The sequence below is a fragment of the Streptomyces sp. CA189 genome, from assembly GCF_056428985.1.
This window is the reverse complement of the sequence record NZ_JBWJVM010000066.1, coordinates 23,629-49,898: the sequence shown is the minus strand read 5'-3', so window position 1 is coordinate 49,898 and position 26,270 is coordinate 23,629. Positions and strand designations below refer to the sequence as shown.

Here is a 26,270-nt window from a genome sequence, read left to right as displayed (position 1 = left end):
TGCACCACTGCGCCGCTTGACGAACAGAATGTCCAACTGCATGCCCGACAGGGCGTGGAACGGGTGGGTCACCGTCAAGGAACCCAAGGACTGCCTGGACGCTGCGGCACTATGCCGTGTCCGTCGGAATTCCTAGCGGCCTGGTCTTGCCGTTGGCCTTCGGGATGTATACACACTTTACCGGTGACGGCTTCACGTTCTTCTCCGCGATCAGGTGCCTCGCGAGGAGGCCCCTTTCCTGCGGAGTGAGTGCCGTGTCGCCGTCCACGCCGGCCGTCTTTCTCCCCCTGCTCACCTGCGTTACCCGCCGGACACTCAACAGAGTGTTCGCCGTCGAACGCAACATGAGCTTCTGGAGGTTCCTGACCTTCGGCATGTCGTACTCCTGAGCAGCCTTGAAGATCCTCTGCCTGAGCCTTCGTACATCCGCGTCCACCCGGTTCCAGTCAATGCTGTGCCAGGCTTCGGCGTCGTCGCCGGTTTCGTTCCAGAAGGACTTCCGTCCCACGTTCTCGTCCATCTGTCCTCCCTGTCTAACGTGCACCGTCGTTATGTCGGCGTTGGTTTCTGGTTCTTCAAGGACGAACCTGGTCCGCGTGGGCCCCCTTTCGGGTCCGGCCATCAGGCCGGTATCCACCGGGTTATAGCTGGAGGGTGGAGCCCCTTTATCCAGCCTTTCCCCTGGGCTTTCGCCCCAGTGGCATTCGCTTCTCGGACCATCCTGCGCCCGCAGAGGTTCTGTGCCTTTGTTACCTCCGGCCTACCCTCAGGTGGGGGACCTCTACGGGGTTGTCTAGTTCCACACAATCAAGTTGCGTTCGGGGTGGGTGCCGTCTCTATCCCGGGAGCCGTGGTGACCTATCCGCGCTTTCACAGCCAGCTTGGCGGATCGCGTGAGGGAATCTCACCCTCTGCTCCTTTTCCGCCCGGTTACAACCCACTAGGGCGGTTCGTTCTTTACGAGACCTCAGCGACGATTCACTTTCGTTCACCCGTCCGAACTTCCACCGGACCCGTACCGTCGCAGTGGACGCTTCGGCCTTCGGTCGCGAACTCGGGCTTCACACGAAAGGATTACTCCTGACGCATGCCGAGCGGTGGACGGTCCATTGGTCACAGGACCGACCTGCCCTTATCTCCTTCCGGGCAGGTCCTTGATTGTGCGGCTTCTAGCCGCACTGACCCTTGACGATGTCGACGAGTGGGACTGGTACCCCGGTTGTATCCCAGGGGAGGATGCCCAGGCGGTAGAGGGTGCGGTAGGTGCGGCGCATGTCGATTCCTGTGTCGTGGGCCGGCGTACCGGCGCCCGGCCGCCGACACTCGGGGAAGCGCTGGAGCGCGCCGGTGAAGAGCAACCGGACGAATGCCTGGCGCGGGGCCCCCGGCCGGCGGGCAGGGCCCCGCGCGAGTTCAGTGGGATCGCAGCAGAGGGGCGAATACGTCCTGGGGCGTGGTGGTGCCGTGTTCGATGGGCGCGTCGTCGTTGAAGGCGACGCGGCCGTTGGCGAAACCGACGTACATCTCTGCGTAGAGTTCCGCGGCCTGCTGAGGGAAACCCATCCCGGTGAAGGCAGCGGTCGCGTCTTCGGCGGGTGCGGGGGCAAGTGGTACCGGCTTGCCGAGGAGGTCGGCCAGGGCGGAGGCGATGTCCTGCGGGGTGTACTGGACGGGGCCGGCGACGTGCCTGATCCGGTGGCCCTGGGCCGGGTTCAGGAGGGAGTCGGCGACGAAGGCGCCGATGTCGGCGGTCGCGATCGTGTCGATCGGGGTGTCGGGCGCCAGGAACGTCGGCAGCACACCGTGCTCGAGCACGACGGGAAACACGGGAGCCCAGTTCTCCAGGAAGTACGCGGCCCGCACGAAGGTGAGGTTCCGGCCGGCGGGCCTCAGCGCCTGCTCGCCCCAGTTGACGGTGACGATCGGGCCGGTGCCGGAGTCGTGCTGCGCGCCGACGGAGGAGAGGAACACGGTGTGCTCCACTCCGCTGTCCTTCACAGCGGTGGCGAGCGAGGAGATGAGTTCCCGGCTCGCTTTCAGGTAGTCGGGGACGGAGAAGTTCGGCGGGACCATCAGGAAGGCGCCCGCCGCTCCGGTCAGCAGTCTGGTGAGAGCGGGTGTGTCGGTCAGGTCCAGGACCGCGGCTTCGGCACCCTCCTCACGCCACTGCCGGGCCTTCTCCTCGGAGCGGACGATGACGGTGACCGGCTTGCCGGCCTTGATGAGAGTGCGTGCGGCCGCCGATCCGACGTTGCCGGTGGCTCCTGCGATGACGTACATGTCCGGTTCCTTGTCTGTTTCTGCTGCGAGGGGATCGGGACTGAGTCAGGCCGGGGGCCGGGTCTTCCCCCGGAGGCATCGGCACGGCGGGAACTCCCGCGCCTCCCGGTGGTGCACGTTCAGTGACAACCGGCCGTGCGCGGTCATGATTTCCGAGAGATACACATATCTTCAAAGTGCTATAGTTACCTGATGGAAACCATCGAGGTCAGCGCCGTCGGCCAGCTCGTACGCTGTGGCGATCTGAGCAACCCCGACTGTCCCAGCCGCGATGCTCTCGATTTGCTCGGCGGCAAATGGAGCGTGTTGATCATCCTGACGCTCGCGTCAGGCACTCACCGGTTCTCCGCACTGCGCGACGCGGTCGCGGGTATCACTCCCAAGGTCCTGACCGCCAACCTGCGCGCGTTCGAACGCGACGGCCTGGTGGAGCGAAAGGTGTATGCCGAGGTGCCGCCGCGCACCGAGTACAGCCTGACGCCGCTGGGGGCCAGCGTGATCGAGCCCTTCACCGTGATCCGGCACTGGGCGGAGACGCATGCGGCCGAGATCCACCGCAATCGCACTGCCCACGACCGGGCGGCGGGCTGACCTGCCCCATGCTCCTGAACCACGGGCGCGGGATGAGTGGCGTCACGGTCCGTGGTTGGTTTCGGCTCAGCCTCCGTCCAGGGCGACTGTCTGGTACCGGTCCATGCTCATGGTGGCCGCGTCGATCACCGACATGAATCCCTGGGTGTTCGGGTCCGTGGCGAAGCGTGACATGGAGGCGTCTGCGTCTTCCGCGGTGCGCCAGTGGACTACGACGATGTATTTTCCTCCTTCGCCCGAGGCGAGTTCCCGGCTGAGGAAACCGGGCTGCTTGACGATGTATCCGGCTTCCAGGACACGGTTCTGCTCGATGAACTGTTCATGCGTCGCTCCTGACGCCAGGGCGACATGGGCGATCTCGATCACGCTCATGGGATTCCTTTCATACGCCGACGCGGCTGTCGAGCACGTGACGCGCCGGTCGGGCGGGCCGGCCCGTCAGGGCGATGTCATGGCCGGTCTGTTCGACCTTGGCCCACAGGTAGGCCTGATTGCTTTCGGTCACGAAGGCGCCGGTGGGTACCCGATCACGGACAGTGATCCCCGGCCGTCGCAACTGCCGTGCCTTGTCAGGGTTGTTGGACAGCAGGTCGAGGGTGTCGATGCCCAGCGCGGTCAGCATCTGGGCGGCGGCGGTGTAGTCCCGGCCGTCCTCGGGCAGGCCGAGAGCGGAGTTGGCGGCGTAGGTGTCCAGGCCGCCGTCCTGCAGAGCGTAGGCGTCGAGCTTGTTGTAGAGGCCGATGCCACGCCCTTCCTGGCGCAGATACAGCAGAACGCCGCCGACAGCGGAGATCCGTTCGAGCGCCTCCTCCAGCTGGGGGCCGCAGTCGCAGCGGGCGGAGCCGAAGACATCGCCGGTCAGACACTCGGAGTGCAACCGCACCAGCGGGACCCCGGTGGCCGCCCGGTCTCCCAGCAGCAGCGCGACGTGCTCCGCCCCGTCGGCCAGGCCGTGGAAGGTGACCGCCTCGGCGGTGAGGGTGAAGCCGTCGCCGAGACGGCAGGGGATGGGTACCCGGGTACGCTCCGTCGCTCCGGCGAAGGTGGGCCGCATGGAAGTCATCCGATCATCCGGTCAGTAGTGAGGGGTCTGGGAGGCCGGCGTCAGAGGGTGGTGACGACTTCGTCGTAGTCCAGGCGGGGCAGGCGGGGGAACCAGGCGTTCTCGCCGGGGTGGCCGATGTTGACCACGACCATCGCCTGGTGCTCGCCGTCGGGGAAGAACTCCTTCGACACGCCGTCCGCGTCGAAGCCGGTCATCGGTCCCGCGGCCAGTCCGGCGGCCCGCACGCCGACGATGAAGTAGGCGATCTGCAAGGCCGTGTTGAGGCGGGCGGGCTCGACGCGGGCCTCGGCGTCGCCTTCGAACATGTCGCGGGCGCCGGGGAAGTGCGGGAACAGCTTGGGCAGCTCGTCGTGGAAGCGGGTGTCGGCCGCCAGGACCGCGACGAGGGGGGCGGTCGCCGTCTTCTTCCGGTTTCCCTCGGCCAGGTACGGGACGAGGCGCGAGCGGGACCCTTCGGAGCGCAGCAGCACGACCCGCAGCGGGCTCTGGTTCATCGCGGTCGGACCGTACTTGACCAGCTCGTACACCGCCCGCATCTGCGCGTCGTCCACCGGCTCCGCGGTGAAGGTGTTCGCGGTACGGGCCTCGCGGAACAGCAGGTCCTGGGCGGCCTCATCGAGGGCGAGAAGGTCGGTGCGGTCCTGCACGGCGGTCGTCATGGGTGTGGCTCCTCGGTACACGACCCCGGCCGGCGCACGACGGCGGCGCGGGTGATTGCTTCCGCATTTTCTGCGGATGCAGATAAACCTAGGGTGAGGTTTACGGGCGGAGAAGAGGCGGACGGGCCACGTGTTTCCGGGACCTTGGTCCCGGCCCGTATCACTCCTGCGGGGAACTGTTCCAGGCGTCCAAGCGGACCAGCACCGACGTCATGACCCGGCGCTCTTCGGCAGTGAGCGGGTCCAGCAGGTACCGGTGCAGCCGGGGCGCGTGCACGGTCAGAGCGGCGAGCAGCTTCTCCTCGCCCAGATCGGTGACGGCCACCCGTACGGCCCGCCGGTCCTCCGGGTCGGACGTACGGGCCAGCAGGCCGTCCCGCTCCATGCGGTCCACGAAACGCGTGAAGCCGCCGGAGCTGAACGTCATCTCCTCGGCCAGCACGCTCATCCGGGCAGTCCCGCCCGGGTGGCGGGAGAGCCGCAGCAGCACCTCGAACTGTTCCGAGCTCAGCCCGACCTCCGCGATGTCTCGCACCGCCCTGGCCTTGACCACGTATCCCGCACGCAACAGCAGGCCCAGCAGCACGACCGCGTCGTCATCGAGCAGCCCGTCGAATCGACCATTCATACCGGCCATGCTCACACGTGCGTCGGCCGAGATCACGGCACGGCCACCGCTCCAAAACGTCCGGCACCCGGCTGCGCCGCGCCACGGATTCGCGGGCGGGCCGGCCGCACGGGAGTGGCGGCCGTGCCGCGCCCCCCGCGGGGCGCACCCCGCGGCGGGTCAGCCGACGAACGACTTGACCTGACCGTAGGCGGTGCTGTCGGAGCGCAGTTCGCCGTGGCTCATGCAGGCGGTTTGCTGTTGCTCACGCCGGAGAGCGCGACGCTGGTCTCCGGGTTGATCACGGAGTCGCAGGGCCACCATCACGTGGCGTACCGGGAGGCGCCGGGGGTCTCGTCGCCGGAGTTGGGGGCGCCCAGGTAACTGGAGCCGGGGCGCATCTCGGTGCAGGAGGCGCACCCCCAGAAGTACGCGGTGTCCGTTCCGTGGTTCGGCCCGCCGAGGGAGATCCAGGCGTCCGCCTTCGCGTCTCCGCCGAGATTCTTTGTGTAGTAGCGGGACGATAGGGCGCTTATGGCGTGCGTCACCACATCGACCTCGGACGCTCCCGTCGCGGCGAGGACACGGTCGATCTCCTGGGACAGCTGCGAGGCGGTGGTGGCGTTGGGCTGGCTGGCGTTGTAGGTCCACTGGCCGGGGGCGTCGATGGGCTCCCAGCCGACCCCCTCATCAGCCCACGCCCGGACCCGTCGGGGTGCCGACCGCCGACGACGCGGCCTGACCGCGGGGGATCCACCGGACGGCGTCCGACCAGCGCCCGCCCGCCGGGGCGCCGACACGGGGGCGAGTATCATCAGAGGTTCACCGCCTTCGCCTCAGAACTTTCCGCTGTTCCCTGCCTCGGCGGGAGAGGGAATTGGCTCGGCGTTGTCCCAGTGCTCCACGATCAGGCCGGAAGATGTCGAACACCGCCATGGGCGTGCCCGCCCAGTCGACCTCGCCCCGGACGTCCCCGCCCGGACGTAGCAGTTCTACTTCCCCGGCACCAACCAGACGGTCTTCGACTCCGCGGCTCTCTGCCTCGCGCTGACGTCCGGCGTGCCGGTCGAGATCGACGGCCCGGACACCAGGTCCTCGTTCAAGCTGCTCGAAGGTGAGGCCGCGGTCTTCGCGCTCGACCGGATCGGCGGCGATGTGGGGCAGCGGTCCTTTGGGGGTGGCCGAGGCGGAGGAGCTGTTCGGCGCCACGGTGCGGTACTGGCGTTGTCAGCGGGCTTCCGGCCGTACCAGGCCGGTCCGGTAGGCGATGACAACCAGTTGGGCGCGGTCACGGGCGTGCAGCTTGGACATGGCCCGGTGTACATGCGTCCTGATGGTGAACGGGCTGACGTGCATGCTTTGGGCGATCTCGTCGTTCGAGAGGCCGGCTGCGACCAGGGCCATCACTTCCCGCTCCCGAGCGGTCAGGGCTTTCAGCGGCGAGTCCGAGAGTTGCAGTGGTGGCCCGGGAAGGGAGAGGAACTGGGCGATCAGGGCACGGGTGGCCAGTGGGGAGAGCAGGGAATCGCCCGCTGCCACGGTGCGGACCGCGGCCAGGAGGTCTTCGGTGCTGGTTCCCTTTCCGAGGAACCCGCTCGCTCCGGCCTGCAGGGCATGCGCCACGTACTCGTCGATCTCGAAGGTGGTGAGAATCAGTACCCGGGTGTCTGGCAGATCCTCATCTGTGCAGATGGCGGCGGTGGCCGCGATGCCGTCCATTCCGGGCATACGGATGTCCATGACCACGACGTCGGGCCGGGTGGCTTTCGCCATTTCGACTGCCTGGCGGCCGTCGGCTGCTTCCGCGACCACTTCCATGTCATCGGCGGAGTCGAAGAGCAGACGGAAGGTGCCGCGTAGCAGTGCTTGATCGTCGGCGAGTAGTACGCGGATGGTCATGTCGGGGTCTCTTCCTCGTCGGTTGGTTCACCGGTGTGCAGGGGAAGCTCCGTGGATACCCGGAAGCCGCCTTCCGGCCGCCGTCCCGCCCGGAGTCTTCCTCCGACGGCGGCCGCCCGTTCCCGCATGCCGATCAGCCCGTAGCCCGACGGGCTGTCCGGCTGCCGGACCGGGGGGCTCCCACTGTCCTCCACGGTGATCATCAGCCGGGTCCTGGTGTACTTGAGGGAGACGGTGGCCGACCCGCTGCCGGCGTGCTTGGTGACGTTGGTCAGGGCCTCCTGGACGATGCGGTAGGCGGTCAGGTCCACGCCCGCCGACAGCGGGTGTTCCTCGCCCTCCCGCCGGACCGTCACTTCCAGTCCGACATGCTGGAACGACTCCACCAGAGCGGGAAGTTGGGCGATTCCAGGGGTGGGTTCCAGCGGAGCTGCCGGGTCGTCCGGCTGGCGTAGCAGTCCGACGGTGGCCTTCAGCTCTCGCAAGGCGGAACTGGTGGTCTCGGTGATCTGTTCCAGCACCGTGCGGGCCTTCTCGGGGTCCCTGGCCATCAGGTGAACCGCGACGCCTGCTTGGGCGTTGGCCAGCGCGATGTGATGGGCGACGACGTCGTGCAGATCCCGGGCGATGCGCACTCGCTCCTCGCCGACCCGCCGACGGGCCTCCTCCTCGCGAGTCTGCTCCGCGCGCTCGGCGCGTTCCTCCACCGCGGCCAGGTAGCCGCGCCGGGAGCGGACCGCGTCACCGACTGCCCCCGGCAGGAGAGCCCAGGCCAGCACGGCGACCTTCCCGGGTTCCAGCCATGAGCCGGGGCCGAAGATGAAGGCCGCCCCGGTGAGTGCCGCGGCCGAGGACAGGGAAGCCGTCCAGGCGGTGCGCCGGTCCGTCCGTACGGCGAGCCGCCAGAGCGAGACCATGGCGGGACTGAGCAGGAACGGGTTCGGGCGGTAGCCGAGGAGGATGGACAGCACCCCGCACGCCACGGTCACGGCGGTGACCGTGCGCGGCAGCCGGCCATGAGCCGTTACGACCGCACAGGAGAGCGCCGCGATCGCGATCGCGGAGACGCGCAGGGGTCCTTGGAATCCGTCTCCGTCCAGCAGAGATCCGAACAGGGACAGGGCGAACAGTGCAGCCGCCGCGAGGCAGCCCGTCACCTGCTCGCGCCTGGTCCTGCGGCCATGCCGCCGCGATTCAGTCGCTTCCACAGTGCCTATGGTCCTTACGCAAGCGTTGTGCGGTTTTCGCGGTCTGTCCAGAGTGCCCTGCCTACGGTCCGGGGAGGATCTCAGACGTGGCTGACCTCTGCCAGCGCAGGTTCCCGAGCCGGCAGCTGCTCGCTGAGGCTCTCGCCTTCGACGTCCACGCGGGGCAGGAACCGCTCAAGCTTGCGGGGAAGCCACCACGCTCGGTGGCCGACCAGGGCCAGTATGGCGGGGACTATCGCCATGCGGACCACGAAGGCGTCGAAGGCGACGGCGGATGCGAGACCGACTCCCATCATCTTGAGCATGGGTTCGGGCATACCGATGAAGCCGGCGAAGACGGCCATCATGATGAACGCGGCGGCGGCCACCACCCGGGAGCTGTGGCGGAATCCACTGACGATCGCGGCCCCGGGGCGCTCCCCGTGGACATACGCTTCCCGGATCCGGGTGACGAGGAAGACCTCGTAGTCCATGGCGAGACCGAAGACCACGCCGATCATGAAGATTGGCATCATCGACATCACCGGGCCGGTCTGCTCGACTCCGAAGAGGTCGGCGAGCCAGCCCCATTGGAAGACGGCGACGATCACGCCGAGACCGGCCGTCACGGAGAGCAGGAAGCCCAGGGCGGCCTTGACCGGCACCAGCAGTGACCGGAACACGACCATCAGGAGCAGGACGGCCAGACCGACCACGAGGGCGAGATAGGGCACCAGGGCGTCTGTGAGTTTCTGGGAGACATCGATGTTCATCGCGGTGGTTCCGCTCACCAGGATGGTGGCACCGGCCTCGGCTTTCAGGTCACCGGCCTCACCGCGAATGGCGTGCACCAGGTCTTTGGTCGCGGTCGTGCTCGGACCCGTAGCGGGCACCACGGTGATCATCGCGGTGTCGCCGGCCTTGTTGAACCGGGCGGGGGAGACCGTGACGACACCAGACGTCGCGGCAACGGTCTTCGACACCTGCTGCGCGGCGGCCTTGGGATCGTCCGCGCCCTTCGCATCGACCAGGATCGTCAGCGGCCCGTTGAAGCCGGGGCCGAACCCGTCGGACAGCAGATCGTAGGCCCGGCGCTGCGTTGTCGAGGTCGGCTGCGCCTCGTCACCGGGCAGGGCCAGCTTCAGGTCCATGGCCGGTACGGCGACGACACCCAGCCCCACCACACCGAACAGCAGCACCGCGACCGGCCTGCGCAGTACGAACCGGGCCCAGCGGACACCCAAGCCGCGCTCCTGGGATGACCCAGCCGACGCCTTGAGCCGTGGCCGCCGCTGCTTTCGGGCACTGCGCGCAAGCACCTTGCCTCCGAAGAAGCCCAGCAGGGCAGGCACCATCGTCAGCGCGATCAACACGGCGACGACCACCGTGCCCGCCGCGGCCAGGCCCATCTTGCCCAGCATGGGCACTCCCACCACGGACAGTCCGGCGAGTGCGATGACCACGGTCAGGCCCGCGAACACCACCGCGGAACCAGCGGTGCCGACGGCCCGGCCGGCCGCCTCCTCCGCATCATGGCCCTCCGCACGCTCGGCGCGGTAACGCGACACGATGAACAGGGCGTAGTCGATGCCCACCGCCAGGCCGATCATCATCGCCAGCTTGTTGGTCGTGGCGGAGAGACCCAGCGTGCTGCTCAGCGCCGCGATCGACGCCACGCCCAGCCCCACTCCGATGAGAGCGGTCAGTAGCGGGAGCCCCGCGGCGACCAGCGACCCGAAGGTGACCACCAGGACGATGGCGGCCACGGCGACACCGATCAGCTCCGTCGTGGGATTGGTCTCCGGTGACTCTTTCAGCGCGGTCCCGCCGACCTCCACCGTCATCCCCGTGTCGCGGACCTCCTGGGCCGCGTCCGCCAGCGATCGGGTGGTCGACGCGGTCAGGTCCTGCGCCTTCCCGTCGTAGGAGACCGTGGCGTAGGCGGTCGACCCGTCCTTGCTCACCCCTCCCGCCGCGAAGGGGTCGGTGACCGAGGTCACCTGGGCTCCTGCGGTCAGCTCTCCAAGAGTCCTGTCGATCGCCGCCTTGTACGAGGTGGCGGTGACCTTTTGGCCGTCGGGAGCGGCGAACACCAGACGGGCGGAGGCGCCGTCCGCCTTGACGCCCGGGAAGCGTTCGTCCATCAGATCGAAGGCACGCTGCGCCTCCGTTCCGGGCACGGAGAACCCGTCGTCGGGGGCGGTGGGCGCCATGGCAGCGCCCACCCCCGCAACGGCCAGCAGGCCCACCCACACGAGTGCGACGAGCCGCCGCTTCCGGAAGGCCAGCCGGCCCAATCGATACAGGAGTGTGGCCACGGGGAGAAGAGCTCCAGTCGAACGGGGCCCGCAAGGAGGCAGGGCCGGCCCTCAGCGCGGTTGCTGTGCCAAGGGCATGAGTGCAGAGGGGCAGGGCGCCCGGGCGGCAAGGGCCGGTCGAGCTTGGTCGGCCTCCAGCCTGCCCACGCCCGGCCGTGGAGTCGTCGTCCGGGTGCAGGCAGCTGCCCGTAGTGCCGATGCGGTACGGTCGTCGGCTCGTACGGCGGTGGTAGGAGAAGGGTCGGGAGACGGCCGAGGGGCACATCGCGGGGGGCCTCTGGGCGAATACAGCGTTTACGCCCGCATCGATAGTGTCGATGAGGACGATCCCCCAGGGGCGTCGTTCAACTCTTTGGTTCCCGCGGGTGCGGCAGGCCGCACACGCCGAAGACAGGAAGGGCACGGGTCATGACCCTCGCTGCGGCGCACCGGGCCAGAGCCCGCCGCGCATCCCTGAAAGACGTCAATGCCATCGTCCGCCTGTTGACGGACGACTCCCTGCCTCCCGAGCAAGCCGTGATCACCCGAGAGCATCAGCCTGAGCTCCGGCTGGCATTGGCTCACTTCGGACTGGAGGCCGGAGAGGTGTGGATCGCCGAAACGAATTCCGGGGTACTGGAAGCGGCAGCGGTGTGGATTCCGCCCAACGCTGCCATCGACGAGGCGCAGTACGCAGCCCTGCTGAGACTTCACGGGTTCGGCGCTCTCGCCACGGTGTCCTCCAGACGTCACGACGGCCCGATGCAGCCGCGCGAGGAGCACTGGCTGCTTGCCGCCTTCGGCGCGGCTGCCACAGCTGACCTCACCGCTGCGGACGCTGTCCTCATGCCGGTCCTGCGGGCCGCGGACCACGCACGTCTGCCCGCGTACGCCTGCGCCCCCGCGTCCTACCGAGCTGAGGCGCTCAGGCCATTCGGTTTCGTCTCGTGGACTTCGGGATCCCTACCGGACAGCGCCGGCTGGCTGCACCGTGCACCCACCCCGCGGTAGATGGCCCCTCAGTCGGATCCAAGCCCGTCCGGGCCTCGCGGAGGATTGATTCCGGGCAGGTCATTCACGACTCGCACACCGCTGTTCACCTCCCGTGCCGAGTCCGTCGCGGCCGGTAGTTTTCTTGTCATGCGTTCAGGAAGCAGTGATTCGCCCGTACTGATCGTCGGCGGTGGCATCGTCGGACTGTCCTGCGCCCTGTTCCTTGCCCGAACTGGCGTCCCGTGCGTCCTGGTCGAGCGCCACGAGGGCACATCGACCTACCCCCGGTTCCGCGGTATCAACGTCCGCACGATGGAGCTGTACCGGAGTGTCGAACCCGCCCTGGAACGTGACCTGCTGGCCATCGCGGAACGGGAAGAGGAGAGCGGTGAGCTGGGCAAGGGACAGACCCTGACCGACCCGGATCTCGTCTGGATCAACACCGCGAGCGGGGCGGTGCCGCAGCACCTGAGCCCGACGTCCACGTGCGTGGCCGACCAGGACCGGGTGGAGCCGATCGTGCGCCGCCACGCCGAACGCCTGGGCGCCCAGCTGCGTTTCCATACCGAACTGGTCGCCTTCGAGGACCGGCTCGACGGTGTCGTGGCCCGGCTGCGCGACCGGACGACCGGTGAGGAGTCGAGCATCCGCGCTTCCTTCATGATCGCCGCGGATGGAGCTGACAGTCCCGTACGGCAGCAGCGGGTGATCACCAGCCACGGCCCGGGCCACCTCGCCCACCGGATGGCCCTCTACTTCCGGGCGGACCTGAGCGCGCTCACGCCAGGACGCAAGGTGTTCGCCGCTTTCCTGGACAGCGTGGGAGGACACCTGGTCCGCCGGGACGCGGACAAGGGCATGTGGCAGCTCAGCGCGCCCTTTGACCCGGAGAGCGGCGAGCGGGTCGAGGACTTCACCCCGGCACGGTGCCTGGAGATCATCCGTACCGGCGTGGGGCGGGCCGACTTGGACGCCGAGATCGTCGGGGTGCTGCCCTGGGAGATCGCCGCACGGGTAGCCGACCGATACCGCTCGGGCAGAGTCTTCCTCGCCGGCGACGCGGCCCATGTCAACGGACCGTGGGGCGGGCTGGGCGCAAACACCGGCGTGCAGGACGTCCACAACCTGGCCTGGAAACTCGCGGCAGTCCACCACGGCCAGGCCGCGGACGCCCTCCTGGACACCTACGACGCCGAACGGCGCCCGGCGGCCGATCTCGTCGTCGGCTACGCCTTCCGCTCCATGCTTCAAGACGTGTCGCCCGGCGCTCCTCTGCCCCCGGGCCCGGAGATCGAGTTCCCCGAGGTCGTCCTGGGGTACTGCTACCGCTCCGCGGCGGTGTCCGGCAGGCCGGCCGACATCGTGGAGCCTCTGGTCCCCAGCCTCCCCGACCCCGCCCCGGTCGAGAATCCCTTGTGGCCCTCCGGGCGGCCCGGCACACGAGCCCCCCACATCATCCTGGACCAGGCCGGCCGGACGGTGTCCACCATCGACCTGACCGGCTACGGCTTCACACTGCTGGCCGCGCCCCGGGCCGCTTGGGCCGATGCCGCCGTGGCGATCGCCACCGACCTGGCACTACCCGTGACCCTGCACCGGATCGGCCCCGGCCTGGACCTCGAAGATCCCGACGACGTCTGGGCCCAGGCCTTCGGCCTCACCCCCACCGGGGCCAGTCTGCTGCGGCCGGACGGCTTCATCGCCTGGACAAGCCCCTCCGCCGAGAACGACCCCCTGACCGGATTCCGCACCGCACTCACCGGCCTGCTCGGCCGTACCCCGCAGGAGCACACGTGACCTCGTTCGTAGCGATCAACCTCTTCACCGTCACTCCCGAGAAGCAGCACGAGCTCGTCGAGGTGATGGGCCAGACCATCACCGACGACGTGGCATCTGAGGGCCACCCCGGGGTCCACAACGCGTTCCTCTACCGGAGCCTGGACGGGTCCCGCGTTGCGAACGTCACGGTATGGGCGAGCAAAGGCGACTTCGATACGGCTCACAGCCTACCGAGCTTCCCCAAGGCGCTGGCCCGGCTGGCGGGAATCGCGGACTCCGCCGACGCCAACACGTACGAACTTGCCTTCGAGCTGATCAAGGCCCCGCCTCATGAGGGCGATACGCGGCATCGCTGAACTTCTCCTCGGCGCCGACTGCGGCAATGGGTTGGCCGAGACGTCCGTGGACTTCGCGTGTGAGTCCGGTGCAACGAGGCCCGGCGGAGCGGCCCAGTTTCGTCCGCGGGCCTCCGCCGAGGTGGCTGTTCCCTGAGCAACCGGTGATTTCGGCCCCTTTCAGGGAGGGACTGACTTACCTCCCAGGCCACTCCCATGCTGGCCCCAGGTGTGTCTCACGTTGCGTCTGTACGTTCGGTTCAACCTTGTCCCACCGAACGCGTCGTCCCCTTGTCCTCTACCACAGGGGGTGATCGGCCATTCATGTAAGGGCCTTCATACGTGATCAGAGAAAGACGTCATCGGGTCGTCGTAGTGGCCGACTCAGACACCCGTTGGAAGTGGGGTGCATCGGTCGCCCGCCGGATCGGCCCGGACCATGTACTTGATGCGTGCTTCTTGCGGACCCGGGCAACGCCCACCGAGCGTCAGCTCGCGGAGATCGGCATTGTGCCTGACAGCCGACGGGACGTTGACGCTGCCCAACTCGGCGTCGACGAACAGCTGGCGTGCGCGGATCTGCTGGTGCTTGCGACCGCGGGCGGCACCACGGTGTCGCTCCTCCACAGTCTGGGGCAGAACTGGGCGGCTCTTGACCATCGTCCGATCACGGTTACGGGATATGTGGGAGTGGTCTACGAGAAGCTCGTCGACGGTCTGCTCACCCGAGCCGGCGCCGATCTCGTACTGGCCAACAGTGCTTATGACGCCGAACGGTTCCGCGAGGTATTGCGGGGTGTCGGCGCCGACCAGACGTCTGTGGTGGAAGCGGCACTTCCTTTCATGGACGGGAATCCGTACGACCCCACGATGGCAGGTGTCACCAGGCCGTTCACGGTGTGCTTTGCCGTGCAGCCTTCGGTACCGAGAGGTAAGCGGGCCCGACTTCGAATGCTCGAACGGGCGGCCGAGCACGCGCGCCGCCATCCGGAGCGGATGGTGCTGATGAAACTGCGGAGCCTACCCGGCGAACACACCACGCACATAGAGGCGCACCCCTATCAGACGCTGATCGGACAGCTGGAGCATCCGGCCCCGCCGAATCTTCAGCTGGTATACGGAAACATGGGAGAAGTCCTCGACCGCACAGACCTCCTGGTCACCGTCTCCTCGACGGCCGCCCTGGAGTCCTTGCACCGCGGGATACCCACAGCGATCCTCACGGACTTCGGGGTGCGGGAGGCGAACGGCAACCACTACTTCACCAACTCAGGCTGCCTGACCTCCTGGTCAGAGATTGACGACGGGCATGTTCCTCGGGCTGACCCGGACTGGACGGCGCATCAGGGAATCGGCAAGGACGATCCGTACGCCGCCGCGCGTGCCCGGATCGCCGCGCTGCGCGCTGCCGGCCCGTTGCCCCCGATCACACCGTATTACACGCCTGAGCGCGCTTCCTGCTACCTGCCCGAGCTGTTGGCCAGGCACGGTCTGGACGAGCGGGGCAGGCCGCTACCCGTGCCGCTCGGAGGTGGGCCCGGCGCGCGCGGCATCGTTCCGCGCCACCTGCGAAAGATGCTGAGGCCGCTTGCCAAGCGTGCGTACCAGTTCGGGTATCAGCGAGTCGCCCCCGCTCTGCGGCGCATCGGAGGCCAGCTGTGAGCACCCGTCATATACCCCGTGTCCTGGTCGTCATTCCAGCCCGGGGCGGCTCGAAGGGGGTACCCGGCAAGAATGTGGCGCTGGTCGGCGGCGTACCCCTTGTCGCGCGTGCGGTGCGTGCCTGTCTGGCCTCCCAGCGGGTGACGGACGTGGTCGTCTCCACGGACGATGCGTCCATCGCAGCCGCGGCAGCCGCAGCCGGCGCGGATGTCATCACGCGTCCCGAGATCATCGCGGGCGACACGTCGAACAGTGAGGCCGCGCTCATGCACGCGCTGAACAGGTTCGAGGCGGAGCGCGACGTCACAGTGGACGTCTTGGTGATGGTCCAGTGCACCAGCCCGTTCCTCCTTACATCAGAGGTGTCGGGTGTGGTCGCCCGCGTACTCGATGATGGCGCTGACAGCGCACACACCGCCGCGCCCTTCCACGGCTTCATCTGGCGGGAGAGTGATGGGCCGGCCGAGGCGGGTGAGGTCGGTGCGCAGGGCGTCAATCACGACAAGACGTATCGGCAGCGCCGCCAGGACCGGCCGCAGGAGTTCGTGGAGACAGGCGCCGCGTACGCGATGCGCGCCGCCGGCTTCCGCAGGGCTGGCCACCGCTTCTTCGGGCGTACCGCACTCGTGAGTACCGATCCCGCGCGCATATTGGAGATCGACGAGCCCGCGGATCTGGAACGGGCGCACACCCTGGCACCGCTCCTCGACCGGTACGACAGCGCGCTCGACGGAACGAATGACACCGCGGTGCCCACCCCGCCGGCACCCGCGTCCATACCCATGCGCGCTGACGTGGACGCTGTCGTCCTCGACTTCGACGGCACCTTGACCGATGACCGAGTGTGGATCGACGCCTCGGGCCTTGAGACGGTCGCGGTGCACCGCGGCGATGGGCTCGCCATCGCGGCACTGCGCCGGGCGGGCCTGAAGGTGCTGGTCCTGTCCACCGAGAAGAACCCGGTCGTCGCCGCCCGCGCCCGGAAGCTGGAGGTGCCTGTGCTTCAGGGCATCGACCGCAAAGACTTCGCACTCAAGCAGTGGTGCGAGGAGCAGGGAGTCGACCCCCAGCGGGTGCTCTACGCCGGAAACGACGTGAACGACCTCCCGTGTTTCACCCTCGTCGGCTGGCCCGTCGCGGTCGCCGACGCCCAACCAGAAGCCCGTGCCGCCGCCAGGACTACCACGACCAGTAACGGCGGACACGGAGCTGTCCGGGAGATAGCCGCCTGGCTACTCGGAAAGGAACTGTACAAGTCATGACCTTCCCTATACGCGCCCGCCGGATCGGCGACCGCCTGGTAGGCCCCGGCCACCCGGTCTACGTCACCGGTGAGATCGGCATCAACCACAACGGTGATCTGGAGAACGTCTTCGCCCTGATCGACGCCGCCGCCGAGGCGGGCTGTGATGCCGTGAAGTTCCAGAAGCGCACCCCGGAGATCTGTACCCCGCGCGATCAGTGGGACATCGAGCGCGACACCCCCTGGGGCCGTTTGTCCTACATCGACTACCGCCACCGCGTGGAGTTCGGTGAGGACGAGTACCGGGCTATCGACGAGCACTGCGCCGATCGGGGAGTCGACTGGTTCGCCTCCCCGTGGGACACGGAGGCCGTCGCGTTCCTGGAGAAGTTCGAGAACGTCACGGTCCACAAGGTGGCCTCCGCGTCCCTGACCGATGACGAGTTGCTGCGCGCCCTGCGCGACACCGGCAAGACGGTCATCCTCTCCACCGGCATGTCCACCCCTCAGCAGATCCGGCACGCGGTGGAGGTGCTCGGCAGTGGCAACATCGTGCTCTGCCATGCCACGTCGACGTACCCGGCGAAGAACTCGGAGCTCAACCTGCGCATGGTCAACACCCTTCGGGAGGAGTTCCCGAACGTCCCGATCGGCTACTCCGGACACGAGATCGGGCTGCAGACCACCCTGGCCGCGGTCGCCCTTGGTGCCGTCTTCGTGGAGCGGCACATCACCCTCGACCGCGCCCACTGGGGCTCCGATCAGGCCGCTTCGGTCGAGCCTCAGGGCTTGGAGCGCCTGGTGCGCGACATCCGCATCATCGAGGAGGCGCTCGGCGACGGAGTCAAGCAGGTGTATGAGGGCGAGCTCGGCCCGATGAGGAAGCTCCGCCGCTTCCCCGGTGTGGTCGCCGAGCGCGAGGCAGCCGAGCGCGTGCCGGCAGCGGCGTCGTGAGCGGCACGCTCGCGCTGATCGAGAGTCCCGCCCAGTTGCTGAACCTCCTTGAGTGGGTGACGGGGGAGCGGCGTGGCACGGCTGATCCCGGGCGGGTGCGGGCCGCGGTGCTGCTGCCCCGCGATGCCACCACGCGCCGCCAGCTAGCCGCGGTGACTCCCTTCGCCACTGCCGAGGGCATTCGCGTGAGCGTGCACGACATTCGCCGCAGTCCAGCCGCTCTGGCCTACTGCGGGGCCGTACTGGCCCCGCAGCTGGCCGGGGCGGACCGGTTGGTGCTCGGCGATCCGTTCTCCGGCCTGATCCAGCAGCTGCTGCCGCTGGCCAGGTCGGCGAGGGATGTCGTCCTGGTGGATGACGGCACGGCCACGCTGGAACTCGCCACTCAGCTACTCGCCGGCCGACCCCTGGTGCGCTGGCACCGCACGGGGCCGCCGCCGGCCGCCGCCTATCGCACCACGCGCCTGCTCACCCCGGGCCGCGGCCGGCGTCTGGAGGTCTACACCTCCCTTGCGAAGGATCTGCTCCTGCCGCCAGGAGGAGTGGTCACCGTGAACGCGTACTCCTGGACCCGCGGCCGATTCGGGCCGCCCGACGTCCTGCCCGGCGTCGACCTGGTCGGTACGTCGTTGACGGAGACGGGACTTGTGGACCCGGGCCGGTACGTGACCGAGGTCGTCGCGCTGGCCAGGGAGCTGGGCTGCAGCCGCTATCTGGCCCACCGCCGCGAGGATCCCGGCAAGCTGGAGCGGATCTCCCGGGCGACTGGCGCCGAGATCGTCCTGCCGGAGCTGCCGCTGGAACTGGCGCTGCGTACGGGCCCCGTGGGGCGGACGGTGGTCAGCTTCGCGTCAACGGTGGTGCACACCCTGCCCGCAGTCCTGGCGGGCACAGGCGTCGACGTGGTGGTCCACGACGGGGCCGTCGACTGGCTGAAACGGGACGCCCCCGACCGCGTCCGGGCCTTCCTGGAGGAGGTGATCACCACAGCCCGCAACCGGCACCGCCTGCGGATCGTGCACCGCTGACCGGTTCCCGGGTGGACCGGCCCAGGCCCCACTGAGTCCGACCAGCTCGCGGCATCGGGCGGAGGTGTACTCAGGTACCACCCGGCCGTCGAACGGTCACCCACGGTGCCATCCCCGAGCCGTTTCCGCCTTCTAGCGTGGAAGGCATGCGCTCGGGGATGGCCCGGCCGCCGAGTGGAAGGTGCACGGGTGATCGAGGTACGCGAGCTGACGAAACGCTACGGGGTCAAGACCGCCGTCGACCGTCTGGACTTCGCCGTGAAACCCGGCGCTGTCACCGGCTTCCTCGGCCCGAACGGCGCCGGCAAGTCCACCACGATGCGGATGATCGTCGGCTTGGATGCGCCCACCGCGGGAACGGCCACGGTCAACGGAAAACGGTACGCGGAGCATGCCGCGCCCCTTCAGGAGATCGGCTCGCTCCTGGAGGCCAAGTCGATCCACCCGGGCCGGACGGCCGAGGGCCATCTGAAGGCGCTGGCCTACACCCACGGAATCTCACGGGCCCGGGTGGCCGAGGTCATCGAACTGGTCGGTCTGACGAGTGTGGCCCGCAAGCGCGCCGGGGCCTTCTCGCTGGGCATGGGCCAGCGGCTGGGCATCGCTGCGGCGCTGCTGGGTGATCCCGCCGTCGTGATGCTGGACGAACCGGTCAACGGTCTCGACCCCGAGGGTGTCCTGTGGGTGCGCAATCTGCTGACCGGCCTGGCGGCCGAGGGGCGCACCGTCCTGGTGTCCTCCCATCTCATGAGTGAGATGGCGCTCACCGCGGAGTACCTGGTGATCATCGGGCGGGGGCGGCTGCTGGCCGACACCACGGTGGCGGACTTCGTGCGTGAAGCCGACGGCAGTGGAGTGAAGGTGGTTACTGCCGAGCCTGCCCGTCTGCGGGAACTGCTGGCTGGGCCGGGTGTGGAGATCACTGGTTCGCCAGGCACGGAGGAACTGCATGTGAGTGGGCTGGAGGCCCGCCAGATCGGAACGGTGGCCGCCGAGTACGGCGTGCCGATCTTCGAACTCACACCACGTGAAGTCTCTCTGGAAGAGGCGTTCATGGACCTGACCCGTGACGCCGTCGAATACACCAGCGCCAGTCACGACGATTCCAAGAAGGCGGCATGAGCAGCGTTTCCACCAAGATCCGGGAGGTTCCCGGCTCCGTCCGGCCTCAGTACCGGGTGACCGCACTCCGGGTGCTCCGTTCGGAGTGGGCGAAATTCTGGTCGCTGCGCTCCAGCTGGATCACCCTGGGTGTGGCCGCGCTCATTCTCGTGGCCTTCGGATTCATCGCCTCAGTCTCGTTCGACCCCTCGGGTACCGCAGCGCAACGCCCCGTCGGCCCCACCCCCGCTACCGACGCCGTCGGTCTGGCCCTGACCGGCACCTCGCTTGCCCAGCTGGCGATCGGCGTCCTCGGGGTCCTGGTGGCCGCGGGCGAGTACAGCACCGGCATGATCCGGTCCACGCTGACCGCCGTACCACGACGCCTGCCGGTCCTCTGGTCGAAGGCCCTCACCTTCGCAGCCGTCGCCCTGGCGGCCTGCACCGTGGCCGTGCTGGCCGCCTTCCTGGTGGGCAGCACCCAAGTGAGTGGCACGTCCGCGGCACTGTCCCTGTCCGACGACGGTGTACTGCGCAGTCTGGCGGGCGCGGCCCTGTACCTCGCCATGGCGGGAGTCCTCGGCGTTGCCCTGGGAGCACTGCTGCGCTCGGTGGCCGGAGGCATCGCGGTACTCGTGGCGTCTTTGATGGTCATTCCCGGCCTGACGTCACTGCTGCCCGATTCCTGGGCCGACACCGTGGGCCCCTACCTGCCGAGCAACGCCGGCGGCGCGATGATGAGTCTTCACCAGGCATCGGACGCCCTCAGCCCGGGGGCGGGCCTGGCCGTACTCGCCGGATGGGTCGCCCTGGTACTGGGCGCCGCCGCCCTGCGCCTCGTACGTACGGACGTATGAGCACGCCACCCCTTTAGGGGTGGCGTGCTTATCGGACACCCGACCAGGCAGGTTAGCCATCCGTAGCAATGAGGTGACAGTGTGTGCGTAAGTCCGGTCTTCAGGCCACTGCGGGCACCCTCGATCCGGATAACGCTTCGAGCGGCAGGCCCTACTCAATCAGAGACGCTCGGGTTCGCACGATGGCTGACGAGAACAGGTTTCCACCGCGGCCCGGCAGAGGCGCGGGCCCCGGCGCCCGCCCGGTTCTCTCCGTGAACTCGGAGAGAACGGGCGGGCACCCCTTCCTGGACCGGCTGCTCGGATGGCAGCAACGGCTCCAGCGCGTCGATCACCGGCGGCCGTGGATACTCGACACCGGTGTTGTGGTCTTCGTGGTCCTGCTGGGCCTTCCGGCCCTTCTCGGGGGACAGACCGGACCCCCCATGTCGGCGCACCGGGTGAGTGAACCGCCGGCTGCCGTCCTGCTGCTGCTGCACGCAGGCCTCGCCCTGCCGCTTTGGTGGCGGCGCCGGATGCCGACGGTCGCCTTCAGCGTGGTCGCGGTCACCTGTCTGACGCAGTGGATCAGCTCCATCTGGCTGCCCAGCGGCATCAGCCTGCTCCTGGTCCTGTACAGCCTCGCTCTGTACGGGGCCATGAAGGTGCTTCCCTGGGCGGCGGCCGTGACCGCTGCGGGACTGGGAGTGGCCGCCTTCCGGTCCGGCACCGGCCAGCCCTGGCTCGCTGTTTTCTTCCTGGTCGGGACGGCGACCGCCGCCTTGGCGCTGGGCCTCGTTTTCCGGATCAGACGCGCCTACCTTGGGGCGCTGGAGGACCGCGCCGCCCGGCTGCACACCGAGCAGGAGCAGCAAGCACGTCTGACAGTTGCGGCCGAACGCTCCCGTGTGGCCCGCGAGATGCACGACATCGTCGGTCATAATCTCGCCGTCATCGTCGGCCTCGCCGATGGCGCGGCGTCTCTCGCCGCCAGCCGCCCCGAGCGCAGCGCCGAGGCACTGCGCATCATCTCCGGCACGGGACGCCAGGCGCTCAAGGAGCTGCGGCGCGTCCTCGGAGTCCTGAGGGACGAGTCCGAGGAAGCGGAGCTCACCCCTCAGCCGGTACTGGCTGACATGGAGGCCCTGATCGAGCGCGTTCGGGCGGCGGGTACCCACGTCACCTACCGGACCAGCGGCAGTCTCGCCGAGCTGAGCGGCGGCGTTCAGCTGACCGTGTACCGCATCGTCCAGGAAGCTCTGACCAACACGCTCAAGCATTCCGGCTACCGCTCGTCCGTACGCATCTCCGTCGAGTTCCACGACGGCCGAGTCAGGGTGACGATCACCGATTCAGGAGTGCCGTCCGAGTCGGCGGAGCCGCGCCCAACAGCCCCGGACCACCGTCAGGCCGGCCATGGGATCATCGGCATGCGGGAACGGGCCGCGATGTACGGCGGTACCCTCACCGCAGGTCCCCGGGCAGGAGGCGGCTGGAGCGTGGACGCAGCCTTCGATGTGGAGCCCTACGCCGCCCATGAAGGGGAAGTCCACGGACCGCAGCCCAAGCCCGGTCCAGGGCCAGGGCCAGGGCACGGCGGCAGGAGAGCACCTTGACGACTGTGTTGATCGCGGATGATCAGCCGCTCCAGCGGCTGGGTTTCGTGATGCTCATGGAAACCAGAGACGACATCGAGGTGGTCGGGGAAGCGACCCATGGCGCCGAGGCTGTCCGCCTCACCGCCTCGCTCCGCCCCGACGTGGTGCTCATGGACGTGCGGATGCCCGGAATGGACGGCATCGAGGCCACCCGGCGCATCGTCGCGGCCGGCGGCCGGTCCCGCGTTCTCATCCTCACCACGTTCGACCTCGACGAGTACGCCTACGCTGCCCTGCGCGCGGGCGCCAGCGGCTTCCTCCTCAAAGACGCCATGCCCGATGAGCTCCTAGCCGCCATTCGGTCCATCTCGGCCGGGGACGCCGTGGTGTCCCCCAGACTGACCCGTCGCCTGCTCGACGCCCACGCGCGTGACCTGCGCCCGCCGGGGCAGCGTCCCAGCGGCAGCGATCCCCGGCTGCGTCTGCTCAGCGAGCGTGAACGGGAGGTCCTGATCGCGATCGGCCAGGGGTGGACGAACACCGAGATCGCCGAAGGTCTGAGCCTGTCCGAATCGACGGTGAAGAAACACGTGGGCCGCGTTCTGGCGAAGCTGGAAGCCCGGGACCGGGTACAGGCAGTGATCATCGCCTACGACACGGGCCTGGCACACACCACTCCCTGACACACCTGAGTCCGCCGCAGACCCGGCGCGTCGGTCTTCGGCGGCGCGCCGACTCGCTTGGATGCAACTTGGAGGCGACTCTCAGGGCGCTCTGACCGTGGTCCCAGGCTGCGCACAGCTGTGATTCGTAGCGTCGCGGCATGCTTGGATCCGGAACTCGTCGCCGCCCGCGCCCTCGTCGCCGCCCCCTTCGTCTCCTTGTCATGGTGACGGGCACCGCTGCTCTGCTCGGTGGTGTCGTGGCCGGTGCGGCGAACTTGCGTCAGGAGTCAGTGGGTACTGTTGCCGTCGCGGCGGTGTCCTCTTCGGAGCCCAGCCTCAGCCCCGAAACCGAGGCCGCCCCGGCACCCGAAGCTGATCTCGACGAGCTGCTGGCGGGTGAACTTGCGCGGGTAGCCCCGGGCGGCGACGTGCAACTATCGGTGGCGGTGATGGATCTGGAATCGGGTGACCGCGCCGTGTTCGAGAGTGGCCGGTACGACACGGCGAGCATCGTGAAGGTCGATATCCTGGCCGCGCTGCTGCTCCAGGCCCAGGATGCGGGGCGGGCGTTGAGCTCACGCGAGCGTACCCAGGCGACGAGCATGATCCGCAGCAGCGACAACACCGCGACCAACGTACTGTGGGACGCCATCGGCGGGGCACCGGGGCTGGACGCCGCCAACGAACGCCTCGGCCTGACCGTCACCTCCGCCGGCGGAAACGGCAACTGGGGCCTCACCCAGACAACAGCCGAAGACCAATTGATCCTGCTCGACGCGATATTCGGCACCGCATCACTCCTTTCCCCAACCGACAGGGACTTCATCGAGGATCTGATGGAGGGTGTCGCGGCAGGTCAGGACTGGGGTGTGTCCGTCGCCGATTCCGGTGCGGCGCTCAAGAACGGCTGGCTCCCGCGCACCGCGACCGGACTGTGGGACATCAACAGCATCGGGCGCGTGGACATCGACGGCCGCGACTGCCTGATCGCGGTCCTCTCCGACGGAAACCTCACCCAGGCCGACGGCATAGCTCTCGTCGAGGATGCCACCCAGGCCGCCGTCTCAGTCATCAGTACAGCCGGAAGAGCCTCTTGACCATCACCGCCCTGGTCAGCTGGTCGGCTGGTATGTGCGGATCGTTCTGGCGCGACGTGAAGGTTGTTCTCAGCTGGCTTTGAGGTTGGTGCGATACGGATGAAGCCATGACTGATTCCGCACCGGCCCCGACCACCGTCCTCGTCGTCGACGATGAGCCGAACATCCGTGATCTCCTCTCCCAGACGTTGCGTCTGGTCGGCTTCGAAGTCGTCTCGGCGGCGACCGGCTTCGAAGCCCTGACGGCCGCCGAGGATACGCGGCCGGGTCTCATCGTGCTGGACGTGATGCTTCCCGATCTCGACGGATTCGAAGTGGCGGCCCGGTTGCGTGCGGCCGGGCAGGAAGTTCCGGTGCTGTTCCTCACGGCCCGGGACTCGATGGACGACCGTATCCGCGGGCTGACGGCCGGTGGTGACGACTATGTGACGAAGCCGTTCAGCCTGGAGGAGGTGGTCCTGCGGATCCGTGCGATTCTGCGCCGGACCGGGGCAGCCACGAAGGCGCACCCCCAGGCTGTTCCGGATCCGGTGCTGCGTTACGCAGACCTGGAGCTGGATGAGGACCGGCACGAGGTACGCAGGGGCGGCAGGCGCATCGAGCTGTCGCCGACCGAGTTCAACCTGCTGCGCTTCCTGCTGGAGCACCCGGGCCGGGTCATCGGCAAGGCCCAGATTCTGGACCGGGTGTGGTCGTACGACTTCGGCGGGGACAGCCGGATAGTTGAGTCCTACGTCTACTACCTGCGCAAGAAGCTCGACACCACCGGTCCCCGGCTCATCCACACCGTCCGCGGTGTCGGGTACACGCTGCGGCTGCCGCACGGGGAACAGTGATGCCCCGGCTTCGGCGGTGGCGCCACTGGACGCTGCGCTCGCGTCTCGTCGTGGTCAGCGCCGCCCTGACGGCTCTAGCCCTCATCGGCGCCAACACGGCGGGGGTGATCCTGCTGCGCTCCTATCTCATCGACCGTGTCGACCGGCAGCTGGCGATACCCGGAATGGGGGGACAGCAGCAGCGGCTGGTGCGCAGCCTCGGCGATCGCCCGGCGGAGGAGCAGTCCGCGAGGGCTCCGGGTGACTCGTTCCTGTCCGGGGTCTTCGGCGACGATTCACGGATCTACGTGTATGGGCAGAGCGGCGTGCGCGCCGTGTACCCCGAGGAGGCGCGTGAACCCGGCCCTGCCCTGCCGGCGGCCGCTGAACTGGCCGGGTATTCGGGTGCCCCGTTCACGGTCCCGGGCAAGGGAGGCGGTTCCGACTGGCGGGTCGTAGTCAAGGTGGTGGAGCCGACCACCGGCCTTGAGGACGGCGGGTTCATCGTCACGGCCGTCTCGCTGGCCCAGGTGGAGGAGACCACGGACCGGCTGCTGCTGATCGACGCGGCCGTCGTGGCGGGCGCGCTCGCCCTGCTGGGCGTCGGGGCCACGTTCCTGGTCCGTGTGGGACTGCGCCCCCTGACCCGAATGGAGGCCACCGCCGGGTTCATCGCGGCAGGGGACCTGTCGCAGCGCGTGGCCGACACGGATCCGCATACCGAGCCGGGCCGGCTGGGCGGGGCGATGAACGCGATGCTCGGCCGTGTGGAGCACGAGATCGGCGCCCGTACGGCGTCCGAGCTGAAACTGCGCCGGTTCCTCGCCGATGCCTCCCACGAACTGCGTACCCCGCTGACGTCGATCCGTGGCTTCGCCGAGCTCTACCGGCGCGGTGGCGACCCTGTGGACGCGATGCGGCGCATCGAGGCCGAAGCCGCCCGGATGGGAGTGCTTGTGGAGGACCTGCTGATGCTTGCCCGGCTGGACGAGCAGCGCGTCCCGCAGGAGCTACCGGTCGACCTTCTGGAACTCACGGTGGACGTGGCACGCGCTCTGCACGCCCGCTCCAGCAGCCGGGTCGTGCGGATCGTGGACCTGGACGAGTCGGGGGGCCTGATCGAACCGATGGTCGTCATCGGTGATCCACTGCAGCTGCGCCAGGTGCTCGGCAACCTGCTGGCCAACGCGGACCGCCACACGCCACCCAGCGCAGTGATCGCGATCCGCCTCGGACCGCGGCGGCCCGACGCTCTCGGCCCCGCCGTAGCAGCCGCGGGCGCGCTGCTGCCCTCCGACCGGCCGGCCGCGGTCATCGAGGTCGCCGACACGGGTCCGGGCGTCCCGCCCGGTGATGCTCCGTACGTGTTCGAGCGTCTCTACCGCGCCGATCCAGCGCGCTCCGGGGGCGGCGCGGGCCTGGGTCTGTCCATTGCCGCCGCCATCGTCGCAGCCCATGGCGGCCGTCTCGATCTAGCCGCTCAGCGCCCCGGAACGGGTGCGACATTCCGCGTGGGGCTCCCGCTGCTGTGAATCGTTCGGGATTCCCAGGTGGCTTCGAGGTTGGGCCCAGGATCCG

25 protein-coding genes are annotated in these 26,270 nt (G+C 68.5%); 15 read left to right on the top strand and 10 right to left on the bottom strand.

Features of this window, described 5'->3' with window-relative positions; all coding sequences use genetic code 11:
• Positions 1 to 109: 109 nt before the first annotated feature.
• Positions 110 to 520 carry a reverse transcriptase N-terminal domain-containing protein gene (locus AC061S_RS33990; RefSeq protein ID WP_478689731.1) on the bottom strand — a complete coding sequence of 137 codons (411 nt, stop codon included), beginning with the start codon at positions 518 to 520 and terminating at the stop codon, positions 110 to 112.
• 893 nt (positions 521 to 1,413) lie between these two features.
• Entirely contained in the window at positions 1,414 to 2,280 is an 867-nt protein-coding gene (locus AC061S_RS33985) for an NmrA family NAD(P)-binding protein (RefSeq protein ID WP_478689730.1), read from the bottom strand.
• Positions 2,281 to 2,472: 192 nt separating this feature from the next.
• On the opposite strand from AC061S_RS33985, the gene AC061S_RS33980 reads away from it, so the two are divergent.
• The gene (locus tag AC061S_RS33980; protein WP_478689729.1) at positions 2,473 to 2,871 is read left to right on the top strand and encodes a winged helix-turn-helix transcriptional regulator; all 399 of its coding nucleotides are present in this window, start codon (positions 2,473 to 2,475) and stop codon (positions 2,869 to 2,871) included.
• A gap of 66 nt (positions 2,872 to 2,937) precedes the next feature.
• On the opposite strand, the gene AC061S_RS33975 is transcribed toward AC061S_RS33980, so the two are convergent.
• From AC061S_RS33975 to AC061S_RS33940, 8 genes are all read right to left on the bottom strand, one after another.
• Positions 2,938 to 3,243 (bottom strand): antibiotic biosynthesis monooxygenase family protein, encoded by a 306-nt coding sequence (locus tag AC061S_RS33975; protein ID WP_478689728.1) that lies wholly within the window; start codon positions 3,241 to 3,243, stop codon positions 2,938 to 2,940.
• A 10-nt stretch (positions 3,244 to 3,253) separates the two neighbouring features.
• The gene (locus tag AC061S_RS33970) at positions 3,254 to 3,934 is read right to left on the bottom strand and encodes a GTP cyclohydrolase II (RefSeq protein ID WP_478689727.1); all 681 of its coding nucleotides are present in this window, start codon (positions 3,932 to 3,934) and stop codon (positions 3,254 to 3,256) included.
• A gap of 41 nt (positions 3,935 to 3,975) precedes the next feature.
• Positions 3,976 to 4,596: a malonic semialdehyde reductase gene (locus AC061S_RS33965; RefSeq protein ID WP_478689726.1), complete on the bottom strand. Its 621-nt coding sequence runs from the start codon at positions 4,594 to 4,596 to the stop codon at positions 3,976 to 3,978.
• Positions 4,597 to 4,756: 160 nt separating this feature from the next.
• Entirely contained in the window at positions 4,757 to 5,224 is a 468-nt protein-coding gene (locus AC061S_RS33960; RefSeq protein ID WP_478689725.1) for a MarR family winged helix-turn-helix transcriptional regulator, read from the bottom strand.
• A 302-nt stretch (positions 5,225 to 5,526) separates the two neighbouring features.
• Positions 5,527 to 6,018 (bottom strand): esterase/lipase family protein, encoded by a 492-nt coding sequence (locus AC061S_RS33955; protein WP_478689724.1) that lies wholly within the window; start codon positions 6,016 to 6,018, stop codon positions 5,527 to 5,529.
• Between the two features lie 412 nt (positions 6,019 to 6,430).
• Positions 6,431 to 7,102: a response regulator transcription factor gene (locus AC061S_RS33950; RefSeq protein ID WP_478689723.1), complete on the bottom strand. Its 672-nt coding sequence runs from the start codon at positions 7,100 to 7,102 to the stop codon at positions 6,431 to 6,433.
• Positions 7,099 to 8,310, bottom strand: a complete 1,212-nt coding sequence (locus AC061S_RS33945) for a sensor histidine kinase (protein WP_478689722.1) — start codon at positions 8,308 to 8,310, stop codon at positions 7,099 to 7,101. The genes AC061S_RS33950 and AC061S_RS33945 overlap by 4 nt, the downstream gene beginning before the upstream one ends.
• An 80-nt stretch (positions 8,311 to 8,390) precedes the next feature.
• A complete protein-coding gene (locus AC061S_RS33940) occupies positions 8,391 to 10,607 on the bottom strand; it encodes an MMPL family transporter (RefSeq protein ID WP_478689721.1) in 2,217 nt (738 codons plus the stop codon).
• A gap of 408 nt (positions 10,608 to 11,015) precedes the next feature.
• On the opposite strand from AC061S_RS33940, the gene AC061S_RS33935 reads away from it, so the two are divergent.
• The 14 genes from AC061S_RS33935 to AC061S_RS33870 all read left to right on the top strand — a co-directional run bounded on the left by AC061S_RS33935 (position 11,016) and on the right by AC061S_RS33870 (position 26,224).
• The gene (locus AC061S_RS33935; protein ID WP_478689720.1) at positions 11,016 to 11,597 is read left to right on the top strand and encodes a hypothetical protein; all 582 of its coding nucleotides are present in this window, start codon (positions 11,016 to 11,018) and stop codon (positions 11,595 to 11,597) included.
• A 129-nt stretch (positions 11,598 to 11,726) separates the two neighbouring features.
• On the top strand, positions 11,727 to 13,376 hold the full coding sequence (locus AC061S_RS33930) for an FAD-dependent oxidoreductase (protein WP_478689719.1): 1,650 nt from the start codon (positions 11,727 to 11,729) through the stop codon (positions 13,374 to 13,376).
• On the top strand, positions 13,373 to 13,714 hold the full coding sequence (locus AC061S_RS33925; RefSeq protein ID WP_478689718.1) for an antibiotic biosynthesis monooxygenase family protein: 342 nt from the start codon (positions 13,373 to 13,375) through the stop codon (positions 13,712 to 13,714). The genes AC061S_RS33930 and AC061S_RS33925 overlap by 4 nt, the downstream gene beginning before the upstream one ends.
• Before the next feature lie 354 nt (positions 13,715 to 14,068).
• Positions 14,069 to 15,355, top strand: a complete 1,287-nt coding sequence (locus tag AC061S_RS33920; protein ID WP_478689717.1) for a DUF6716 putative glycosyltransferase — start codon at positions 14,069 to 14,071, stop codon at positions 15,353 to 15,355.
• Complete coding sequence (locus AC061S_RS33915) at positions 15,352 to 16,617, top strand: cytidylyltransferase domain-containing protein (protein WP_478689716.1); 1,266 nt, start codon at positions 15,352 to 15,354, stop codon at positions 16,615 to 16,617. The genes AC061S_RS33920 and AC061S_RS33915 overlap by 4 nt, the downstream gene beginning before the upstream one ends.
• Positions 16,614 to 17,552, top strand: coding sequence for an N-acetylneuraminate synthase family protein (locus tag AC061S_RS33910; RefSeq protein WP_478689715.1), 939 nt, complete (start codon positions 16,614 to 16,616; stop codon positions 17,550 to 17,552). The genes AC061S_RS33915 and AC061S_RS33910 overlap by 4 nt, the downstream gene beginning before the upstream one ends.
• Positions 17,549 to 18,580: a hypothetical protein gene (locus tag AC061S_RS33905; protein WP_478689714.1), complete on the top strand. Its 1,032-nt coding sequence runs from the start codon at positions 17,549 to 17,551 to the stop codon at positions 18,578 to 18,580. Before AC061S_RS33910 ends, AC061S_RS33905 begins: the two co-directional genes overlap by 4 nt.
• A gap of 189 nt (positions 18,581 to 18,769) precedes the next feature.
• Complete coding sequence (locus tag AC061S_RS33900; RefSeq protein WP_478689713.1) at positions 18,770 to 19,702, top strand: ATP-binding cassette domain-containing protein; 933 nt, start codon at positions 18,770 to 18,772, stop codon at positions 19,700 to 19,702.
• Positions 19,699 to 20,538, top strand: coding sequence for an ABC transporter permease (locus AC061S_RS33895; RefSeq protein WP_478689712.1), 840 nt, complete (start codon positions 19,699 to 19,701; stop codon positions 20,536 to 20,538). Before AC061S_RS33900 ends, AC061S_RS33895 begins: the two co-directional genes overlap by 4 nt.
• A gap of 254 nt (positions 20,539 to 20,792) precedes the next feature.
• Positions 20,793 to 22,133 carry a sensor histidine kinase gene (locus AC061S_RS33890; RefSeq protein WP_478689711.1) on the top strand — a complete coding sequence of 447 codons (1,341 nt, stop codon included), beginning with the start codon at positions 20,793 to 20,795 and terminating at the stop codon, positions 22,131 to 22,133.
• Positions 22,130 to 22,798 (top strand): response regulator, encoded by a 669-nt coding sequence (locus AC061S_RS33885; protein ID WP_478689710.1) that lies wholly within the window; start codon positions 22,130 to 22,132, stop codon positions 22,796 to 22,798. The genes AC061S_RS33890 and AC061S_RS33885 overlap by 4 nt, the downstream gene beginning before the upstream one ends.
• Before the next feature lie 203 nt (positions 22,799 to 23,001).
• Positions 23,002 to 23,877 (top strand): serine hydrolase, encoded by an 876-nt coding sequence (locus AC061S_RS33880; protein ID WP_478689709.1) that lies wholly within the window; start codon positions 23,002 to 23,004, stop codon positions 23,875 to 23,877.
• 107 nt (positions 23,878 to 23,984) lie between these two features.
• Complete coding sequence (locus AC061S_RS33875; protein ID WP_478689708.1) at positions 23,985 to 24,713, top strand: response regulator transcription factor; 729 nt, start codon at positions 23,985 to 23,987, stop codon at positions 24,711 to 24,713.
• Positions 24,713 to 26,224: a sensor histidine kinase gene (locus tag AC061S_RS33870; protein WP_478689707.1), complete on the top strand. Its 1,512-nt coding sequence runs from the start codon at positions 24,713 to 24,715 to the stop codon at positions 26,222 to 26,224. The genes AC061S_RS33875 and AC061S_RS33870 overlap by 1 nt, the downstream gene beginning before the upstream one ends.
• Positions 26,225 to 26,270 lie beyond the last annotated feature (46 nt).

Bases quoted from the DNA above. Each gene is read 5' to 3' on its own strand.
- AC061S_RS33935 (WP_478689720.1), top strand. From the start codon at position 11,016: ATGACCCTCGCTGCGGCGCACCGGGCCAGAGCCCGCCGCGCATCCCTG.
- AC061S_RS33950 (WP_478689723.1), bottom strand. From the start codon at position 7,102: ATGACCATCCGCGTACTACTCGCCGACGATCAAGCACTGCTACGCGGC.
- AC061S_RS33970 (WP_478689727.1), bottom strand. From the start codon at position 3,934: ATGACTTCCATGCGGCCCACCTTCGCCGGAGCGACGGAGCGTACCCGG.
- AC061S_RS33965 (WP_478689726.1), bottom strand. From the start codon at position 4,596: ATGACGACCGCCGTGCAGGACCGCACCGACCTTCTCGCCCTCGATGAG.
- AC061S_RS33895 (WP_478689712.1), top strand. From the start codon at position 19,699: ATGAGCAGCGTTTCCACCAAGATCCGGGAGGTTCCCGGCTCCGTCCGG.
- AC061S_RS33910 (WP_478689715.1), top strand. From the start codon at position 16,614: ATGACCTTCCCTATACGCGCCCGCCGGATCGGCGACCGCCTGGTAGGC.
- AC061S_RS33990 (WP_478689731.1), bottom strand. From the start codon at position 520: ATGGACGAGAACGTGGGACGGAAGTCCTTCTGGAACGAAACCGGCGAC.
- AC061S_RS33880 (WP_478689709.1), top strand. From the start codon at position 23,002: ATGGTGACGGGCACCGCTGCTCTGCTCGGTGGTGTCGTGGCCGGTGCG.
- AC061S_RS33875 (WP_478689708.1), top strand. From the start codon at position 23,985: ATGACTGATTCCGCACCGGCCCCGACCACCGTCCTCGTCGTCGACGAT.
- AC061S_RS33985 (WP_478689730.1), bottom strand. From the start codon at position 2,280: ATGTACGTCATCGCAGGAGCCACCGGCAACGTCGGATCGGCGGCCGCA.
- AC061S_RS33930 (WP_478689719.1), top strand. From the start codon at position 11,727: ATGCGTTCAGGAAGCAGTGATTCGCCCGTACTGATCGTCGGCGGTGGC.
- AC061S_RS33960 (WP_478689725.1), bottom strand. From the start codon at position 5,224: ATGAATGGTCGATTCGACGGGCTGCTCGATGACGACGCGGTCGTGCTG.
- AC061S_RS33955 (WP_478689724.1), bottom strand. From the start codon at position 6,018: ATGATACTCGCCCCCGTGTCGGCGCCCCGGCGGGCGGGCGCTGGTCGG.
- AC061S_RS33870 (WP_478689707.1), top strand. From the start codon at position 24,713: ATGCCCCGGCTTCGGCGGTGGCGCCACTGGACGCTGCGCTCGCGTCTC.
- AC061S_RS33975 (WP_478689728.1), bottom strand. From the start codon at position 3,243: ATGAGCGTGATCGAGATCGCCCATGTCGCCCTGGCGTCAGGAGCGACG.
- AC061S_RS33980 (WP_478689729.1), top strand. From the start codon at position 2,473: ATGGAAACCATCGAGGTCAGCGCCGTCGGCCAGCTCGTACGCTGTGGC.